The sequence below is a fragment of the Pseudomonas sp. CFBP13509 genome (assembly GCF_005233485.1).
GTDB lineage: Bacteria > Pseudomonadota > Gammaproteobacteria > Pseudomonadales > Pseudomonadaceae > Aquipseudomonas > Aquipseudomonas marginalis.
Genome location: NZ_QGAA01000015.1, coordinates 23,785 through 40,075 on the forward strand (window position 1 = coordinate 23,785; position 16,291 = coordinate 40,075).

The following is a 16,291-nucleotide window of genomic DNA, read 5'->3' on the forward strand; positions in this document are numbered from 1 at the left end:
CAACCCGCGTTATCCCGAAGAATTCAAAATCCAAGCAGTCAATCAAGTGACCGAAAAGAAGCTGCCTGTCGCTGAGGTAACCGACATCACGTACATTCGTACGTATGAAGGCTGGTTATATTTGGCGGTGGTACTGGATCTGTTTTCTCGGCAGGTCGTTGGCTGGTCAATGAAGTCGCAGATGACCAGTGATTTGGCTATTGATGCGTTGTTGATGGCGGTTTGGAGGCGTAAACCGAAGCAAGAGGTGATGGTTCATTCCGACCAAGGCAGCCAGTACAGCAGCTCCGATTGGCGCAGCTTTTTGAAGGCAAACAATTTGGTTGCCAGCATGAGTCGCCGAGGCAACTGTCATGACAACGCCGTGGCCGAGAGCTTTTTCCAGCTTCTGAAACGGGAACGGATCAAGCGAAAAATCTACACCACGCGGGAAGATGCTCGGAGTGATGTGTTTGATTACATCGAGATGTTCTACAACGTAAAACGCCGCCATGGTTTCAACAATCATCTGTCACCGGTAGAGTTTGAAAAGCGTTACGCAATGAGCTTGCAAGGTGTCTAGAGAATCCGGGGCGATTCAATTCACCTTACTGGCCCGTCATTCCTGGCCTTTCAAGCGGAGTTTCTATGCGACCGCTATGCCACAGTATTAACGTTAAATTTTCACCCGCAAAATGGATGCGGCTCTACTCACCCGTAACACTATCCTTGAAAGCGTGAACTGGTCTTCCAAGACTGACCGAGGATGACCTATGATCTTGGTCAGTTATTCCTTCGAGTATTTCTTCAATGATAAAACGCTGCACTATGCTCGACCATGATGGTTGGCTGCCCCTCCGTGTTGCTCTGTGGCCTGATTCCTCCTCGAACAATGAGAATGACAAACGGATAATACTGAACGCACCAGAGCGCTATGTGGTACTTATCTTCGTTAATGAACATGGCAATGCTCTAGGTTTTGCCGAGGCGTCGATCCGGGTGGACTATGTCAACGGTACCAGCTCATCGCCCGTGGCCTTTCTCGAAGGCCTGTATGTCCGACCCGCTAGTCGGAGCCAAGGCATAGCGCGGCAACTCGTGGCGGAAATCCAACAGTGGGCCGAAAAAATGGGCTGCACCGAACTGGCTTCGGATGCGCTACTGAATAACCAAGGAAGCCACGCCATGCATGAGGCCTTGGGCTTCACAGAGACCGAGCGAGTGGTTTATTTTTTGAAGCCTTTGGGGGCTATCAAGACGTTGTAGTGGGCACATGATCAGCATTCGGTTGCCAGCGGTAATCTAGGCGAAAATCAAGGCACATTCGCCGAACATACGTTGCCAGATTAAACAGGCGCCCACCGATGCGGCAGCAGTTGGGTAATATAGTCTGGCCATCCTCGCCGAGGACAAAAAGGTGAAAGGGTTCCCTTACCCTGTGTGGGATGGCGCTCGCGTGCGCGCAGCAGCGATTGAGGCGTCATGCAGAATATAGTCACATCGAATGGCTGCTTTTGGCCAAAAGCAGCCCCTCTATAAACACCAACCTAAGAACACCCGCGTCCATCCGTCGCATCCCCCACCCTCCCCCTCCAGCCGCCACCCAACCTGCCGATAACCCTACTAATCACATGCCTACCCCCGCATCCCCACCCGACCGAGCCCACCCCATGAATCCACTCTCCCTCCTGAAAAAATCCCGGCCCGCTCGCCAAGGCACCACCACCCTCACCAGCACCGCCAACAACCTGGACGCCGCCCTCACCGCCCTACGCATCAACCCCACCCTGATCACCGGCTTCATCTCCCCCCATCTGGACATCGACGCCATCGCCGCCAAGCTCAAACGCCGTTTCCCCCAGTCCACCCTCAGCCTGTGCACCACCTCCGGCGAGCTCTGCAATGCGCCCGGTTCGCTGTATTGCGCCACGGGCGAGCGTTGGGACCGGGTGGTGTTGCAGTTGTTCGACGACAGTCTGATCGCTTCGGCCGAGGTGGTGATGGTGCCGTTGGAGTGTGAGGACATTCGCGGTGGCGGCACTCGCCTGGGGATGCAGGAGCGGATTGCCAAGTTGGTGGCGAATATCAAGCGGGTGCAGGTACGTACGTCGATCGATCATCGCGATACGTTGGCGTATGTGGTGTTCGATGGGTTGTCGGCGTCGGAGTCGTTTTTCATGGAGGCGCTGTATGAGTCGGGGCGGTTTCCGTGTTTGTTTGTGGGGGGATCGGCCGGGGGTAAGTCGGATTTCCAGAAGACGCTGATTCATGACGGCCAGCGCAGTTATCAGCACCATGCGCAGATTGTGTTCTTGAAGACGGCGGCCCATGTGCGGTTTGGGGTGTTCAAGAGCCAGAATTTCAAGGCGGCGGATTTGACCTTCAGTGTGCTGACCGCGTCGGTGGAGGACCGCACGATTGACCAGGTGATCGACAGCAGCGGCAATATCAAGAGCATGGTGCAGGCGCTGTGTGATGCGTTCAGTTGCGCGCCACAGGCGTTGGAGTCGAAGCTGGCGGATTATTCGTTTGCGATTCGGGTGGGCAGTGAGTTGTTTGTGCGGTCTATCGCGCGTATCGATTATGAGCAGCAGATCGTGCAGTTGTTTTGCGACGTGGCGCCGGGCGAGGAGTTGGTGATGGTGCGGCGTACGCCGTTGCGTGAGGCGACGCGCCTGGACTATGAGCAGTTCTTGCGTGGTAAGGGTGGCCAGCCGGTGGCGGGGATTTTGAATGACTGCATTCTGCGCCGGCTGAACAACGGCTCCGAGCTGGGCAGCATGGCCGGCATTTTTGGAGATGTGCCGTTGGCGGGGTTTTCGACCTTCGGGGAGATTTTGGGCCTGAACCTGAACCAGACGCTGACGGCGATTTTCTTCTTTCGGGTGGCCAAGGGTGCGAGTTTCAGTGATGAGTACGTGGACAATTTCATCGCCCATTACGGCGAGTTCAAGGCGTTTTTCCTACGGCGTCAGGTGAAGAAGCTGGCGGGGTTGAACCATGTGGTGGTCAAGCAGATTACCGCGTTCAAGAACAATGACTTCACCGACACCCTGAATACCCGAGGCCTGGACCGCAATATCCTGCCAGTCTTCGAGGGCCTGGCCGACTTGGGCCTGGTGTTGGCCCAGGCCGAGCGTCAGCAGGAGGACATCGCTTCGCAGCTCAAGCATTACTCCGGCGAGTTGCACGCCTCGATGGATGAACTGGTGGGCACGATTGGCCAGCAGAACAGCGTGTCTGCCCAGGCCGGGGCCACGGTGGAGGGGCTGTCGAGCCAGGCGGATGTCGCGGTGCAGGGCGCACGTACGCTGGCGGGGTCGAGTTTGCGTATTCAGTCGATTGTGCAGGTGATCCAGCAGATCGCCGGGCAAACCAATTTGCTGGCGCTCAACGCGGCCATTGAAGCCGCGCGCGCCGGCGACCTCGGCCGCGGCTTTGCGGTGGTGGCAGACGAGGTGCGCAAGCTGGCGGAAATCACGCGCAAGAATGCGGCGGAAATTGGTGTGGATATCGACTTGTTGTCGAGTGAGATCCAGCGGGTGGCCCAGCAGATTGAAGACCAGTCCACCGGGGTGGGTGCGCTGCGGGAGATGCTGGATGTGCTGGAGGCGTCGAGCCGCGCCACCGAAGGCACGGCGCAACGGACCAAGACCATTGCCGATACGTTGACCGGGCTCACCCATGCGTAGGCGCTAGCAGCAGGTAAAAAAACGGCGCGGGGCTCATGGCACTGAACGGGGAATTCAGTGCATGATGCGTCGCTCATATCAAGGACGATAACAACCGTGAAAAGCGCCCTCGCCGCCCTGCTATTGCTGTGCCTGACCGCTCCCGCCTTCGCCGCCGAAAACCCCGTCGGCTTCAAGACCGTCACCCTGCCCGATACGCAAGAAAACCGACCACTCGAACTGGTCGTCTGGTACCCCGCCACCACCACCGCCAAACCCACCCTGATCGCCGACAACGCGGTATTCATCGGTGCCCTCGCCGTACCCGACGCCCCGCCGGCTGCCGGTGAGCATCCGCTGGTGGTGCTCTCCCACGGGTATGGCGGTAACTGGGGCAAGCAGGTGTGGCTGGCCAGTGCGTTGGCGCATCAGGGCTACATCGTGGCGGCGGTCAACCACCCCGGCACCACCACCAAGGATCGCAACCTGCAAACCGCCGCGCAGTTATGGCAACGCCCGGCCGACCTGAGCCGCGTGATCGACGCGGTATTGGCCCAGCCGAAGCCATTTGGCGCGGTCGCGAATGGCCAGATTGCCGCCGTGGGCCATTCCCTTGGCGGCTGGACCGTGCTGGAAATCGCCGGGGCGCGCTTCGACCCCGAGCTGTTCAGCCGCGACTGCAGCGCCCACCCCAAGCTCGGCGGCTGCATCGGCTATCAGGAGATGAATCCCGCTGGCACGCCAGAAGGTAAAGCGCGCTTGGCGGCGGATTTGAGCGACAAGCGCGTCACCGCCATCGTGTCCCTGGACCTGGGCCTGTCGCGCGGCTTCACCGACGCCAGCCTGGCTGCGCTGCCGGTACCGGCGCTGGTGATTGCGGGGGGTGTGCCGTCGGAAGATATGGACCCGCAGTTGGAGTCCGCTGATATGGTCAAGCGCCTGCCTGAAGCAACGACGAAGTATGTGGAGATCAGCGACGCCACCCACTTCAGCTTTATGTCGATCTGCAAGCCGGGCGGCATGGCGTTGATTGAGGAGAGTTCGCCAGGCGACGGCATGATTTGCCGCGATGGTGAGGGGGCTCGGCCACGGGCGGTGATTCAGCAGCAGGTGGTGGGGCTGATCAGTGAGTTTTTGGGGCGCAAAGCGCCTAACTAAAGAAAAGGCTATTCAAGAAAAAACGAATCAAATACGATGCATAAGTGTATTAACCCTCACAAATGCATTGTATAGGATGCAAACACTGTGGACGATTTAGGTTTCCTGATCAAAAACCTGCGAAAGGCAGCTGGCCTTTCCCAAAGCCAGCTCGCACTTCGGCACGGTATGAGTCGTGCAACCATCTCTGGAATCGAGAACAACACCATCCCTGAAGTGGGAATTCGCAAGGTGGCTGCGATCCTTGAGGGGTTAGGATACGAGTTAACCGCGACACCTAAGCGTCGACGCAAAACGCTGGATGAACTGAAAGCAGAAAACGTCCATGACTAGACCAAGCGATCGGCTGCACATCGGCACCAGCGGCGTGCCTGCCGGAATACTCGGGCGCGGCGAAGAAAACCAGCGCGATTCGGTGTTTTCGTATAACCCGGCAGTCACCGAAAAGAACGCGGTTTCCCTGACCATGCCGGTGCGCCTGGAGAGCTACATCTGGGCGTATGGCATCCATCCCCTGTTTGAGATGCATCTCCCCGAAGGCCACCTGAAAGCGGAGCTTGTGCGACGTTTCAGCAAGTCAGTGCGAGGCTTTGATGACTTCACATTGCTGGGTATCGTCGGCCCCCATCAACTGGGCCGCATCAGCGTCGCCCGAGCCACTGCGGATGAATTACTACCTGAAATAAAACTCTCCGAGCTGCTCGTGTATGACGGGGCGAAAGATCTGTTCGACGACCTGATGAAAACCTACGCAGCCTACTCAGGCGTTTCGGGCGTTCAGCCGAAGGTACTGGTGCGCAACGTTGACGATACGAATCCTGACGTTGCGCGTCTCACCCATCGTGGCGCTACGCACTTGGTGAAGGCCTTCAATGATTCAGACTTCGCGCAACTGGCCGCCAATGAGTTTTTCTGCATGCGCGCGGCATTTCATACAGGCCTTGAAGTGCCTGAATGCCAGTTGAGTCAGCAGGGTAAGTTTCTGGTGGTCAAACGGTTCGACATCGGTGAAAGCGCCTACCTTGGTTTTGAAGATATGTGCGTTTTATCCGGATGGGGGACAGATAAAAAGTACGACGGTAGCTACCAGGGTTGCGCGAAGTTGATCAAGACTTACGTCTCTCCTTCTCTTGTGACCAAGGCACTTGAGGACTTTTTTATGATGGTGGCGCTCTGCGCCGGCATACAAAATGGAGACGGGCACTTGAAGAATTTCGGCCTGCTCTATGAGAACTGCGCAGAAGACGCCGATATTTGGCTCGCGCCAGCTTACGACCTTGTGACGACCACGGTGTATCAAGTCAACGACATTATGGGTCTGTTGCTCGGCGGTTCAAAGGCTTGGCCAAAACGTAAGATGCTGGTCCAGTTCGGGCGCAGTTCGTGCAGTTTGACAGAAGCCCGTTGCAATGAATTGCTCGCCAGAGTCCACAGCGGTATGAGCCGTGCAATGGTGGAGCTTTCGGAGTATCGAAGCACCCATCCGGAGTTTGATGTTGTTGGGGAAAAGATGACCGCTGCATGGGCAACAGGGCTGGCGAGGAGTATTGAACCGGCGTGATTGTGCTTGCTTGGTATAGGGCGGTGATTCAGCAGCACGGCTGACTATTTATCGTTTTAACTTTATTGAACGGCGGAGCGAACATGCAAGAAAGTAAACCACTGAAGGGACTGGGCGGTTGGCTGATCGTGGTTGGGTTGGGCCTGTTTATAGCCTTGGCGCGTCTGGGTTATGCCCTTATCGCGGTGTATTACCCGATATTCGCAGATGGCGCGTTTAGTACCCTCACCTCATCCGGCCCGACGATGACTAACGCCCTGTGGGGCGCGATCCTGATTTCAGAAACCCTCGTCAATGCAGTCTTTATCGCGGCCTTTGGTTATTTGGTTTACCTGTTCTTCTGCGAACATTATTTATTCCCCAAGGTTTATATCGTCACGCTCATTGCCTCGGCTGTTTACGTTCCACTTGATGCATGGTTCAGCTCGCTTGTTCTGGTGGATGAACCCATATTCGACTACAACACGACCAAGGAAACCGTCCGCGGATTGGTGTCCACCTCGATCTGGGTCCCCTACATACTGTTCTCCAAAAGGGTCAAGGCAACGTTTGTCCAACGCCGGCCGGTTGCGGCGCAAGCGCCTGGCCCCGTCAGCCTTTGACGCGGTGAGCATCGAGCCTGCCCGATGACCGGCTGGCGCTCACCGGCAAAGAAAAACGCCACCACCAGCCACACCCTGCCAGGCAGGCTGCCGCCATCACATCGATAGCACTGATGATTACTATCGAACCTCTCGCCTAGCGTTGCCGAGCCCGATTCCTATAATAACCTTCTAATTTTTCACCCTCGCCTGGCCTCAGGCGACATCCCCCCTTGGAACCCAGCATCATGCCAAGCGCCCTCCAGGCCCCCAGCGGCCGTCCCGAACATAATCAACAAAGCGTCAAACAGCAGTGGCTGGCGATTCTCTCGGTCGCGGTGGGCGCCTTCGCCCTGGTGACCAGTGAATTCCTGCCGGTGGGTGTACTCAACGACGTCGCCGCCGACCTCGGTATCAGTGCCGGTCGCGCCGGGCTGATGGTGACGCTGCCGGGCATCATGGCTGCCCTCGCCGCGCCGTTCCTGTCGGTGAGCATTGGTGCCATGGACCGTCGTTACCTGCTGATCGGCCTGACGCTGATCATGATCATCGCCAACTCGGTCGTGGCCTTTGCCAGTGACTTCAACCTGCTGCTGTTCGGCCGCGTATTGCTGGGCATCAGCATCGGCGGGTTCTGGGCCACGGCCATTGCCCTCAGTGGGCGGTTGGCGCCCAAGGGCGTGGGCGTCGCGAAGGCCACCTCGATCATCATGATGGGCGTGACCCTGGCCACCGTGCTCGGCGTGCCCGTCGGTACCTGGCTCAGCGGCCTGATGGGCTGGCGCATGACGTTCCTGGTCACTGCGTTGCTGGGCGTGCCGGTGCTGCTGGCGCAGGTGTTCCTGCTGCCGCGGCTCACCCCGGAGAAGGCCATTCGCATCAGTGACCTGCCGGCGTTGTTTATCAACCCACAGGCGCGGATCGGGTTGATCGCGGTGCTGTTGATCGGCCTGGCGCACTTTGCGGCCTATACCTATGTCGCGCCGTTCTTCAAATACAGTTCCGGCTTCGACGGGCCGACGATTGGTTCGCTGTTGCTGCTCTTCGGCGTGGCCGGGGTGTTCGGCAATATCTTTGCCGGTTTCGCCGCCAACCGCAGCGTGCGTCACACCCTGTTGCTGGTGGCGCTGATGATCGGCACCAGCACCGCGCTGTTCCCCCACTTCGCCACCGGCATGACCGGCGCAGCGATGCTGATCGGGCTGTGGGGCTTCGCCTTCGGCGCCTTCCCGGCCTGTGCCAGTATCTGGATGTTTGTGGTGGCGCCCAAGGATGTCGAACGCGGCATGCCGCTGTTTGTGGCCTTGTTCCAAGTAATCATTGCCTTGGGCTCGTTCTTCGGTGGGCGGATCGTCGACCAGTTGGGCAGCTCGGTGCTGTTGAGCCTGGCCACGGCGCTGCTGGGCTGCGGTTTTGTCACCGTGCTGGTGTTGGGGCGCAACGTCAGTAATAGCCTGGCGGCCCAGCCTGGCTAGGCCTGTGCGGCGGCTACGTGGGGAGCTGTCGCCATTTTTAAGCTGGTATCATCGCGGCCTGTCCAACCCGGGTACAACCTATGAATCGCCAGAAAAAACTGCAACAGCTGTTCAAGGCCAAAGCCAAAAAGGCCAGCGCCAAATTGGCACCGAAATCCAAGGATAAGTACATCAGCAAGGCCGAGCGGGAAAAGCTGGCGGCTGAGGCCGCCCAGGCGCCAGACATGTCCCCCGAGGGTTAACTCAGCAACCGCTCAGCGCTTCGGGCCGGCGCTCACCGGCAAAGAAAAACGGCCGCAGGCGCACGCCCACGCCGTTGCCGATAAACGCCGCCACCAGCCACACCCAGCCATGCAGGCTGCCCGAGGCGATGCCGCTGAAGTACGCGCCGATGTTGCAGCCGTAGGCCAGGCGCGAGCCGTAGCCGAGCAGCAGGCCGCCGATCACTGCGGCCAGCAGCGAGCGGGCCGGGATCTTCAGGCTGGGGGCAAAGCGTCCGGCCAGGCCGGCGGCCAACAGCGCACCGAGGACGATACCGATGTCCATGACGCTGGTGATGTCTTCCCACACCGGCGCAGCCAGGGCCTTGGCGTTGCCCGGCATTTGCCAGAACGCCCAGCTGGCCACGTCCACACCCAACCCGTTTGCCACCTTGGCGCCCCACAGCGCGAAGGCCGAGGTAATCCCCCACGGCCGCCCGGCCAGCGCCAGGGTGGCGTAGTTGAGCAACGCCAAACCAATCGCGCCCCATACCAACGGCCATGGCCCACGCAGGAAGCGGCGCAGGCCTTGGTGTTCGCTGGTCACGCCTTCTTCAAGCTGGCCGTGGCGGCGCTTTTCCAGGCTCACGGTGACGGCCGCGATGAGCGCAAACATGGCCAGGCTGGCGAGCAACGCGGGCACTACGCCGAAGCTCTTGACGATGGACACCGCCGGGAACGCCGGCAATGCAAACCACCAGTCCACATGGTGGGTGGCGATCAGCGAGCCGCAGATAAAGAACAACAGCGTCACCAGCATGCGCGCATTACCGCCGCCCACCGTGAACAGCGTGCCCGAGGCACACCCGCCGCCCAACTGCATGCCGATGCCGAAAATAAACGCGCCGAACACCACCGACACCCCGGCCGGCGCCACCAGCCCGACCACCGGTTGCCCGAACAACGTGCCCGCCCCCAGCGCCGGGAAAAACAGCAGCACCGCCAGCGCGAGCATCACCATCTGCGCCCGCAGGCCACCGCCACGGCGATCATTGATAAACACGCGCCAGGCAGAGGTGAAGCCGAAGGCAGCGTGGTAAAGGGTCAAGCCCAGCGCGGCGCCAACCACCAGCAACAGCACCTGGCGCGAACCGACGCTGTTTTGCAGGAACAGGGCGCCCAGCACCAGGATGAAAAAGGCCACCAGCGGCGCGACAGGCTTGCGCGCAGGGGTGAGGGAAAGAGAGGTGCTCATGGGGTATCTCGGTTTGATTTGAAGGGGTGATTGCGAAGGGGCGAGTATAACCTGTGGGCGTTGTCGATCTTCAGCGAGGCTGCGATAGCGATGTGTCAGGCAACGTAGATGCAAGCGATGCCACCGCCAGCGCAGCCTCGCCAGGGCTCGATAACCCATCTAAAATTCAACATAACCAATTGATTTTTAAGGATTAAAACTTAACAAAAAAGTCTTGAGTCTTGCATAAACAATTTCAGGCTGACCGAATTCCTGTGGTGAGCGGGCTTGTCCCGCGTTGGGGTGCGAAGCGCCCCTGATGAAGATGAATGTGGTGTATCAGGTACTCCTCCGCGCCTGGTTTTGGGGCTGCTGCGCAGCCCAACGCGGGACAAGCCCGCTCACCACAGGGTCCCAGTTGGCTACACAACAGCCTCTCGCTGCGGTCACCTTGTATAGGGGGGTGGGGTATGACACACTCCGCCGCACTATAGGTAGGGGGGGTATACCGTGGGCCATATCGCAGCCAACAAAGACAGCCTGATAAAACGGGTCAAGCGCATCGCCGGGCAGATTCAGGCGGTGGAAAAAGCCCTGGCGTCGGACGCCGACTGCGCCAAGACCCTGCACCTGGTGGCCGCTACGCGCGGCGCCATCAACGGCTTGATGGAAGAAATCATCGAAGAACACGCCAGGGCGCACGTGGCCGATCCCTCCCTCAGCGAGGAAGAACGCAGCAAGGGCGTCGAAGAACTGCTCGAAGCCATCCGGCGCTACGCCAAATGACGCCCACGACCCACCACGCCCACGACCATGTGTTCCTCGGCGCCGCCCACGACGAGAACGCCAGGCGCACCCTGTGGGTGGTGATGCTGACGGTGGTGATGATGGTGGCGGAAATTGCCGCCGGCTACCTCACCGGCTCCATGGCCCTGCTGGCCGACGGTTTTCATATGGCGACCCATGCCGGTGCCTTGGGCATTGCCGCCGCAGCCTATGCCTATGCCAAACGCCATGCGCGCAGCCCGCGCTACAGCTTCGGCACCGGCAAGGTGGGCGACCTGGGTGGCTTCGCCTCGGCGCTGATCCTGGCGCTGGTGGCCCTGGGCATTGGCGTCGAGTCGGTGATCCGCCTGCTGAAACCCACCGAGGTGCAGTTCGGTACCGCCACCCTGATTGCCGTCGTGGGCCTGGTGGTGAATATCGTCAGTGCGCTGTTGCTGGGCCACGGTCACAGCCATGAGCACGATCACGAGCACCACCACGGCAGCGACAACAACCTCAAATCCGCCTATGTGCATGTGCTCGCCGATGCGCTGACCTCGGTCCTCGCCATCGCCGCCTTGCTGGCCGGGCGTTACCTGGGCTGGGTGTGGCTGGACCCGGTGATGGGTATCGTCGGTGCCATCGTGATCGCGCGCTGGGCCTGGAGCCTGATGGGGGTGACCGCCGGTGTGCTGTTGGATCAAACCGATGAGCACGTCGCCGCCGAGATCCGCGAGTTGGTCGAGCAACCCGGCGACGCCAGGATTACCGACCTGCACGTGTGGCGCGTGGGCCCCGACGCCCACGCAGCGATCGTGAGTGTGCTCGGCCAGGCGACCACGGATGCCGACACCCTTCGCGAGCGTCTCAAGGCGGTGCATGAAGTGAGCCACCTCACCATTGAGTTTCGTTCGGCGTAAGCCTTTACCCCCCCAGGTGACCCCTTGGCTAAAGACATCGAAAACCCCTGCGTCTCCACCTGCCAGCTCAGCGGCGACCTGTGCGTCAGCTGTGGCCGCAGCAAGGACGAGATCCGCAAGTGGAAACGCATGAAACGCCCCGAGAAAATGGCCGCCGTGCAACGTGCAACCCAACGCTTGAAAGCGTTGAAAAAAGCCAGGTAAGCCGCTTGATCAGGAGCGCCCCACCGACCCCGATACCGGAAGGTTACCCAGCAATTTGAGCCCGGTGCTTTTCACGAAGGTGTCGTAGTCCATCGGCTTCTGGATACGCGTTTCGGCGTTGGGCAGCACGTAGGCCCAGGCGCGCTGGCTGGAGGCGTCGTACACCAGCTTGAACAGGCGCGTCGGCACCCAGATCTTGTTGGCGCCGATGGTGCTGTAGCCCGGGTCGAACAGCGGCCCGGTGAACACATACACGTCACCGCCCGCGCGCACCGCGAACTTGCGCACGTCGGCCTCGACCTTACTCCAGATCTTGCGGTTGTTGGTGGGGTCCTGAGGCACCATGTTCGACAGCGCAAACGACTGGGCCATGGCCTTGGCATCGGGGGCATCGGCGGCCGGGGATTGATGGCCGCGATCCATGGCCGGTTGCTGGCCATGGTAGTCGCTCAACTCGGCCCGCGCGCCCTTGGGAATGCGCGGGTCCGCGTAGAAATGGTTGGTCCGTTCCTCGCCTTTGGCGTCCTTGAGCTGGCGGGCGTTGAGGCGCTCGACCACCACCAGCGGCGTCTTGCTGGTTTGCGAATACAGCACGGCGAAATGGTCGGAGCACAGCGCCAGGGGTTTCATGCTGGCGGGGATGGTTGCGGTTTTGATCGGCGTCGCGCCAGGGAATACATCGGCACAGCTGTCGAACGACAACTGCCGTTCCTGAGTGGAATAAAGGTCTATCGCACCACGGGCATGTGCCCCGGCCGAAAACAGGATAAAGGCCGATAGCCCAACTGCAATGTTGCGTAGGTACATGGATTGAATCTTCGAAGGAAAGTGAAGCGGCAGGCTCCGCGTACGGAGCCAAGTGAATGATATTTCGAGGATTATGGACTAGCAGATGTCAGATTAGTGCCCGAGCGACGCCGGCTTTCCCGCACCCCGCGCGCCCGGCTTGAAGCCATGGGCGCTGGCCACCCAGGCAATGGCAAACGACACGGCCACCAACAGCAGCATCGCCCACGCAAATGCGCCCACGCCCCAGGTGTCCAGCAGCACGCCACCGACCACGCCGCTGCCGGCAATCGCGCTGTTCCACGCCACCACGTTCAGCGACAGCGCCACATCCGCGCCCTCTCCCGCCGCATCCGCCAGGGCGGTTTGCAGCAAGGTCGCGGCGCCGCCGAAGCTCAGGCCCCAGACCGCCACGCCGAGGTAAATCACCTGCGGCATCGTTCCCAGTAAGCCGAACACCAGGCTGATGAGCGCAAAGCTCGCCAGGCTTGCCAGCACGGTGTTGCGCAATAACGGCTCAACCAGCCTGGCCGTGAGCCAAATCCCCGCCAGCGCAGCGATCCCGAAGACCAGCAACACCAGGTCCACGCGCTCGGCCAAACCGGCCGGCGCCACGAACGGTGCGATGTAGGTGTACAGAATGTTGTGCGCCAGCATCCAACTGATCACCACCGCCAGCACAGGGCGCACGCCCGGCGTGGTCAGCACCTTGCCCAGCGACAGGCGTTGATGGGCGGGCTGCGGCGCGTAGTCCGGGACTTTTACCAGCACCCAGGCGATCAGTATCAGGCTCACCGCCGACATCAGGCCGAAGGTGGTGCGCCAGCCCACCAGGCCACCGAGCCAGGTGCCCAGCGGCACTCCCAACGACAGCGCAATCGGCGTGCCGACCATCGCCAGCGCCAGTGCCTTGCCCTGTTGGTGGGGCGCAACCATGCGCCGGGCGTAACCGGCCAGCAGGCTCCAGGCCAACCCCGCCGCCACCCCGGCAAAGAAGCGCGCCACCAGCGTCACGCCATAGTGGGACGACAACGCAGTGATCGAGTTGAACAGCAGGAAACCGACGATGGTCAGCAGCAGCACATTGCGCCGGCGCCAGCCACGGGTGGCGATGGTCATGGGGATCACCGCCAGCACCGAGCCCAGCGCATACGCGGTGACCATCTGCCCGGCCATCGACGGCGAAATCGCCAGGCCATCGCTGATCAACGGCAACAGGCCGGCGGGCAGGGTTTCGGTGACGATACAGATGAAGCCCGTCATCGCCAGGGCGAGCAAGGCACCGATGGGCAGGCGCTCGGAGGCGGCCGATAAAGTGAGTGAGGGGGTCACGGGAAACTCCTTGGGCAAGACATAGATACTGATCGATATAAATGTTGCGGGCGATTGGTGCGCGTTGTCAACGACTTATGTATCGACTAGTATTTATCTCGCTTTCCCACCGGAGACCTGACATGGCACAAATGGGCCGCCCCCGCACCTTCGACCGCGAACACGCCGTGGAACAGGCCATGCACCTGTTTTGGCAGCATGGCTACGACGCCACTTCCCTGGCTCAACTCAAGGCGGGCTTGGGTGGCGGGATCTCCGCGCCGAGTTTCTACGCGGCGTTCGGCTCCAAGGAGGCGTTGTTCGACGAGTGTGTGCAGCGCTACCTGGCGACCTACGCCCAGGTCACCGAATGCCTGTGGGACGACACCCTGCCCCCGCGCCAGGCCGTCGAAACCGCGCTGCGCCAGTCGGCGCGCATGCAATGCGAAGACGGGCACCCCAAAGGCTGCATGGTGGCGCTGGGCGTGATGAGTGCGCCCAGCCCGGAAAATGCGCGGGTGGCCGACGGGTTGACCCAGTCGCGCCTGCGTACGCGGGCGGGGATTGTGGCGTGCGTGGAGCGCGCGGTTCGGTTGGGCCAGTTGCCGCAACAGACCCAGCCCGCCGTGATGGCGAGTGTGTTTGACAGTTTTTTGCAGGGGGTGTCGATCTTGGCGCGGGACAACGTGCCCCATGCCACCCTCGACGCGGCGATCAGCCAGTTGCTGATGAGCTGGGATGTTGCCGCGTCAACGGTACCTCCCCGTAGCACACCTTCGAAATAACCGCCTTCCATGGGGGGGATAACCCAGCGGATGTTCAGCCCCGGCGATATAAATACGGCGCTCCCTGCGGGCCACGCTTGCTTTCGCTGATGGCACACCGCTAATCTTGCGAATAATTCTTATCCGCAGACGTATTCTTCCATGTCGGCAAGCAACCTTCCCTTGAACCAGGCTGTCCATGCGCTCTACACCGAGCACCATGGCTGGCTGTTCGGCTGGCTGCGCAAAAAGCTGGGTTGCCCCCATAACGCCGCGGATCTTTCCCACGATACGTTTGTGCGAATCCTCGCCTCCCGCGATGCCCTCGGTGGCATGCGCGAGCCCCGGGCGTTTCTCACCACAACGGCGCGCCACCTGATTATCGACCGCGCACGCCGCCGCCGGTTGGAAGAGGCCTACCTGCGGGAACTGGCGCAGACCGTCGAGATGATGGAGCAATGCCAACAGTCGCCGGAACAAATCCTCGTCACCCTGGAAGCGCTGGAGCAGATCGCCTTCGTGCTCGACGGCCTGGCCCTGAATGCGCGGCAGGCGTTCCTGCTGTACTTCCTCGAAGGCCTGCGCCAAAGCGACATCGCCAGCCGCCTGGGGATTTCCGAGCGCATGGTGCGCAAGCATTTGATGAACGCACTGATGCACTGCAACCACGCGTTGGACGTATGAGCAGCGACCTCGACCAGCAGGCCGCCAACTGGGTGATTCGCCTGAATGAAGGCAACCTCAGCGAGCGCGAGCAACAGCAATTCGAACGCTGGAAGGCCGCCGACCCACGGCACGTGGCGGCGTTTGAGCGCTTGCAGGGTTTTGTCGGGCGTTTGCAGGCGTTGCGCCCGCAACAGGCGCCGGTGCAGGCCGCGCTGGAAGCGGCACGGGTACGTCGGCGCAACCCGGCCGGCCGCGTGCTGCTGGGCCTGTTGCTGGCGTTGCCGGTGGCCCTGGCACTGCGAACCTACCCGCCCGGTTACTGGCTGGCCGACCAGCGCACCGCCCCGGCGCAATGGCAGCGGGTCGACCTGGAAGATGGCTCGCAATTGACCCTCGGCGGCAACAGCGCCGTCGACCTGACTTTCAACGGCCAGCAGCGCCAGGTGCGCTTGCTGCGCGGCGAAATCCTCGTGCAAGTGGCCCATGATGCGACGCGGCCGTTTACGGTGGTGACCGACGACGGCCAGATGCGTGCCCTCGGCACGCGCTTCACGGTCAAGCGCGAAGCACCGGGCACACTGCTGGGTATGCTCGAATCCACCGTCGCCGCCACCGACGCCAGCCGGCATGACGCCGTCCAGGTCAGCGCCGGCGAACAGGCACGCATCACCCCGGACGCGGTCACGCTGTTGGGCAAGATCGACCCACGCGCCACGGACGACGCCTGGAAACACCATCAATTGGTGGTGCAGGACCGGCCGTTACCGGAGGTACTCGACGAACTCGCGCGCCAGTACGGCGGCCACGTGCAGTTCGATCGCCAGCAGTTGGCCGACCTGCGCGTGTCCGCGGTGTTGCCGCTGGATAACCCGCGGCGCGCCCTGCAATTGATTGCCGACGGCCTGCCGGTGCGTATCCGCGCATTCAGCCCGTTGTGGTTGCAGGTCGAACGCCTGGAAAAATAGTTTCGCCTGCCGGGTTCCGCTTTTCACGCCTGCCCCGTCAAGGAAGAAAGC

17 protein-coding genes and 1 pseudogene are annotated in these 16,291 nt (G+C 61.0%); 15 read left to right on the plus strand and 3 right to left on the minus strand.

Features of this window, described 5'->3' with window-relative positions; genetic code table 11:
* Nucleotides 1-76: 76 nt before the first annotated feature.
* The 9 genes and pseudogenes from PspCFBP13509_RS22740 to PspCFBP13509_RS22780 all read left to right on the plus strand — a co-directional run.
* Nucleotides 77-562 (plus strand): annotated as a pseudogene (locus PspCFBP13509_RS22740) (IS3 family transposase); the annotation flags it as partial.
* A gap of 245 nt (nt 563-807) precedes the next feature.
* Entirely contained in the window at nt 808-1,245 is a 438-nt protein-coding gene (aac(6'), locus tag PspCFBP13509_RS22745) for an aminoglycoside 6'-N-acetyltransferase (protein WP_242001092.1), read from the plus strand.
* Nucleotides 1,246-1,649: 404 nt separating this feature from the next.
* On the plus strand, nt 1,650-3,671 hold the full coding sequence (locus tag PspCFBP13509_RS22750; RefSeq protein ID WP_137212733.1) for a methyl-accepting chemotaxis protein: 2,022 nt from the start codon (nt 1,650-1,652) through the stop codon (nt 3,669-3,671).
* A gap of 96 nt (nt 3,672-3,767) precedes the next feature.
* Nucleotides 3,768-4,808, plus strand: coding sequence for an alpha/beta hydrolase family protein (locus PspCFBP13509_RS22755; RefSeq protein ID WP_065923878.1), 1,041 nt, complete (start codon nt 3,768-3,770; stop codon nt 4,806-4,808).
* An 87-nt stretch (nt 4,809-4,895) separates the two neighbouring features.
* On the plus strand, nt 4,896-5,141 hold the full coding sequence (locus PspCFBP13509_RS22760) for a helix-turn-helix domain-containing protein (RefSeq protein WP_027604011.1): 246 nt from the start codon (nt 4,896-4,898) through the stop codon (nt 5,139-5,141).
* A complete protein-coding gene (locus PspCFBP13509_RS22765) occupies nt 5,134-6,369 on the plus strand; it encodes a type II toxin-antitoxin system HipA family toxin (RefSeq protein WP_065923879.1) in 1,236 nt (411 codons plus the stop codon). The genes PspCFBP13509_RS22760 and PspCFBP13509_RS22765 overlap by 8 nt, the downstream gene beginning before the upstream one ends.
* 83 nt (nt 6,370-6,452) lie before the next feature.
* Nucleotides 6,453-6,971 (plus strand): DUF2569 domain-containing protein, encoded by a 519-nt coding sequence (locus PspCFBP13509_RS22770; protein WP_065923880.1) that lies wholly within the window; start codon nt 6,453-6,455, stop codon nt 6,969-6,971.
* Nucleotides 6,972-7,198: 227 nt separating this feature from the next.
* Nucleotides 7,199-8,425 carry an MFS transporter gene (locus PspCFBP13509_RS22775; RefSeq protein WP_074847354.1) on the plus strand — a complete coding sequence of 409 codons (1,227 nt, stop codon included), beginning with the start codon at nt 7,199-7,201 and terminating at the stop codon, nt 8,423-8,425.
* 80 nt (nt 8,426-8,505) lie between these two features.
* The gene (locus PspCFBP13509_RS22780) at nt 8,506-8,667 is read left to right on the plus strand and encodes a DUF2986 domain-containing protein (protein WP_065923882.1); all 162 of its coding nucleotides are present in this window, start codon (nt 8,506-8,508) and stop codon (nt 8,665-8,667) included.
* 1 nt (nt 8,668) lies between these two features.
* Here the strand turns inward: PspCFBP13509_RS22780 and PspCFBP13509_RS22785 are convergent, their stop codons facing one another.
* On the minus strand, nt 8,669-9,880 hold the full coding sequence (locus PspCFBP13509_RS22785) for a YeeE/YedE family protein (RefSeq protein ID WP_137212734.1): 1,212 nt from the start codon (nt 9,878-9,880) through the stop codon (nt 8,669-8,671).
* Between the two features lie 489 nt (nt 9,881-10,369).
* Between PspCFBP13509_RS22785 and PspCFBP13509_RS22790 the strand changes: the two genes are divergently transcribed.
* The 3 genes from PspCFBP13509_RS22790 to PspCFBP13509_RS22800 are packed head-to-tail and all read left to right on the plus strand — an operon-like array spanning nt 10,370 to nt 11,748.
* Nucleotides 10,370-10,645, plus strand: coding sequence for a metal/formaldehyde-sensitive transcriptional repressor (locus tag PspCFBP13509_RS22790; RefSeq protein ID WP_027604004.1), 276 nt, complete (start codon nt 10,370-10,372; stop codon nt 10,643-10,645).
* The gene (dmeF, locus tag PspCFBP13509_RS22795) at nt 10,642-11,544 is read left to right on the plus strand and encodes a CDF family Co(II)/Ni(II) efflux transporter DmeF (protein WP_065923884.1); all 903 of its coding nucleotides are present in this window, start codon (nt 10,642-10,644) and stop codon (nt 11,542-11,544) included. Before PspCFBP13509_RS22790 ends, dmeF begins: the two co-directional genes overlap by 4 nt.
* A 24-nt stretch (nt 11,545-11,568) precedes the next feature.
* On the plus strand, nt 11,569-11,748 hold the full coding sequence (locus PspCFBP13509_RS22800) for a DUF1289 domain-containing protein (RefSeq protein ID WP_027604002.1): 180 nt from the start codon (nt 11,569-11,571) through the stop codon (nt 11,746-11,748).
* A gap of 9 nt (nt 11,749-11,757) precedes the next feature.
* Here PspCFBP13509_RS22800 and PspCFBP13509_RS22805 read toward each other — a convergent pair whose 3' ends face one another.
* Both PspCFBP13509_RS22805 and PspCFBP13509_RS22810 read right to left on the minus strand, forming a co-directional pair.
* Entirely contained in the window at nt 11,758-12,555 is a 798-nt protein-coding gene (locus PspCFBP13509_RS22805) for a DNA/RNA non-specific endonuclease (protein WP_065947627.1), read from the minus strand.
* Between the two features lie 93 nt (nt 12,556-12,648).
* The gene (locus PspCFBP13509_RS22810; protein WP_074847357.1) at nt 12,649-13,866 is read right to left on the minus strand and encodes an MFS transporter; all 1,218 of its coding nucleotides are present in this window, start codon (nt 13,864-13,866) and stop codon (nt 12,649-12,651) included.
* 122 nt (nt 13,867-13,988) lie between these two features.
* Between PspCFBP13509_RS22810 and PspCFBP13509_RS22815 the strand changes: the two genes are divergently transcribed.
* The 3 genes from PspCFBP13509_RS22815 (at nt 13,989) to PspCFBP13509_RS22825 (ending at nt 16,240) form a co-directional block, all read left to right on the plus strand.
* Nucleotides 13,989-14,630 (plus strand): TetR/AcrR family transcriptional regulator, encoded by a 642-nt coding sequence (locus tag PspCFBP13509_RS22815; RefSeq protein WP_065947625.1) that lies wholly within the window; start codon nt 13,989-13,991, stop codon nt 14,628-14,630.
* A 141-nt stretch (nt 14,631-14,771) separates the two neighbouring features.
* Nucleotides 14,772-15,293 carry a sigma-70 family RNA polymerase sigma factor gene (locus tag PspCFBP13509_RS22820; protein WP_065923888.1) on the plus strand — a complete coding sequence of 174 codons (522 nt, stop codon included), beginning with the start codon at nt 14,772-14,774 and terminating at the stop codon, nt 15,291-15,293.
* The gene (locus PspCFBP13509_RS22825) at nt 15,290-16,240 is read left to right on the plus strand and encodes a FecR family protein (RefSeq protein ID WP_065923889.1); all 951 of its coding nucleotides are present in this window, start codon (nt 15,290-15,292) and stop codon (nt 16,238-16,240) included. The genes PspCFBP13509_RS22820 and PspCFBP13509_RS22825 overlap by 4 nt, the downstream gene beginning before the upstream one ends.
* Nucleotides 16,241-16,291: the final 51 nt, after the last annotated feature.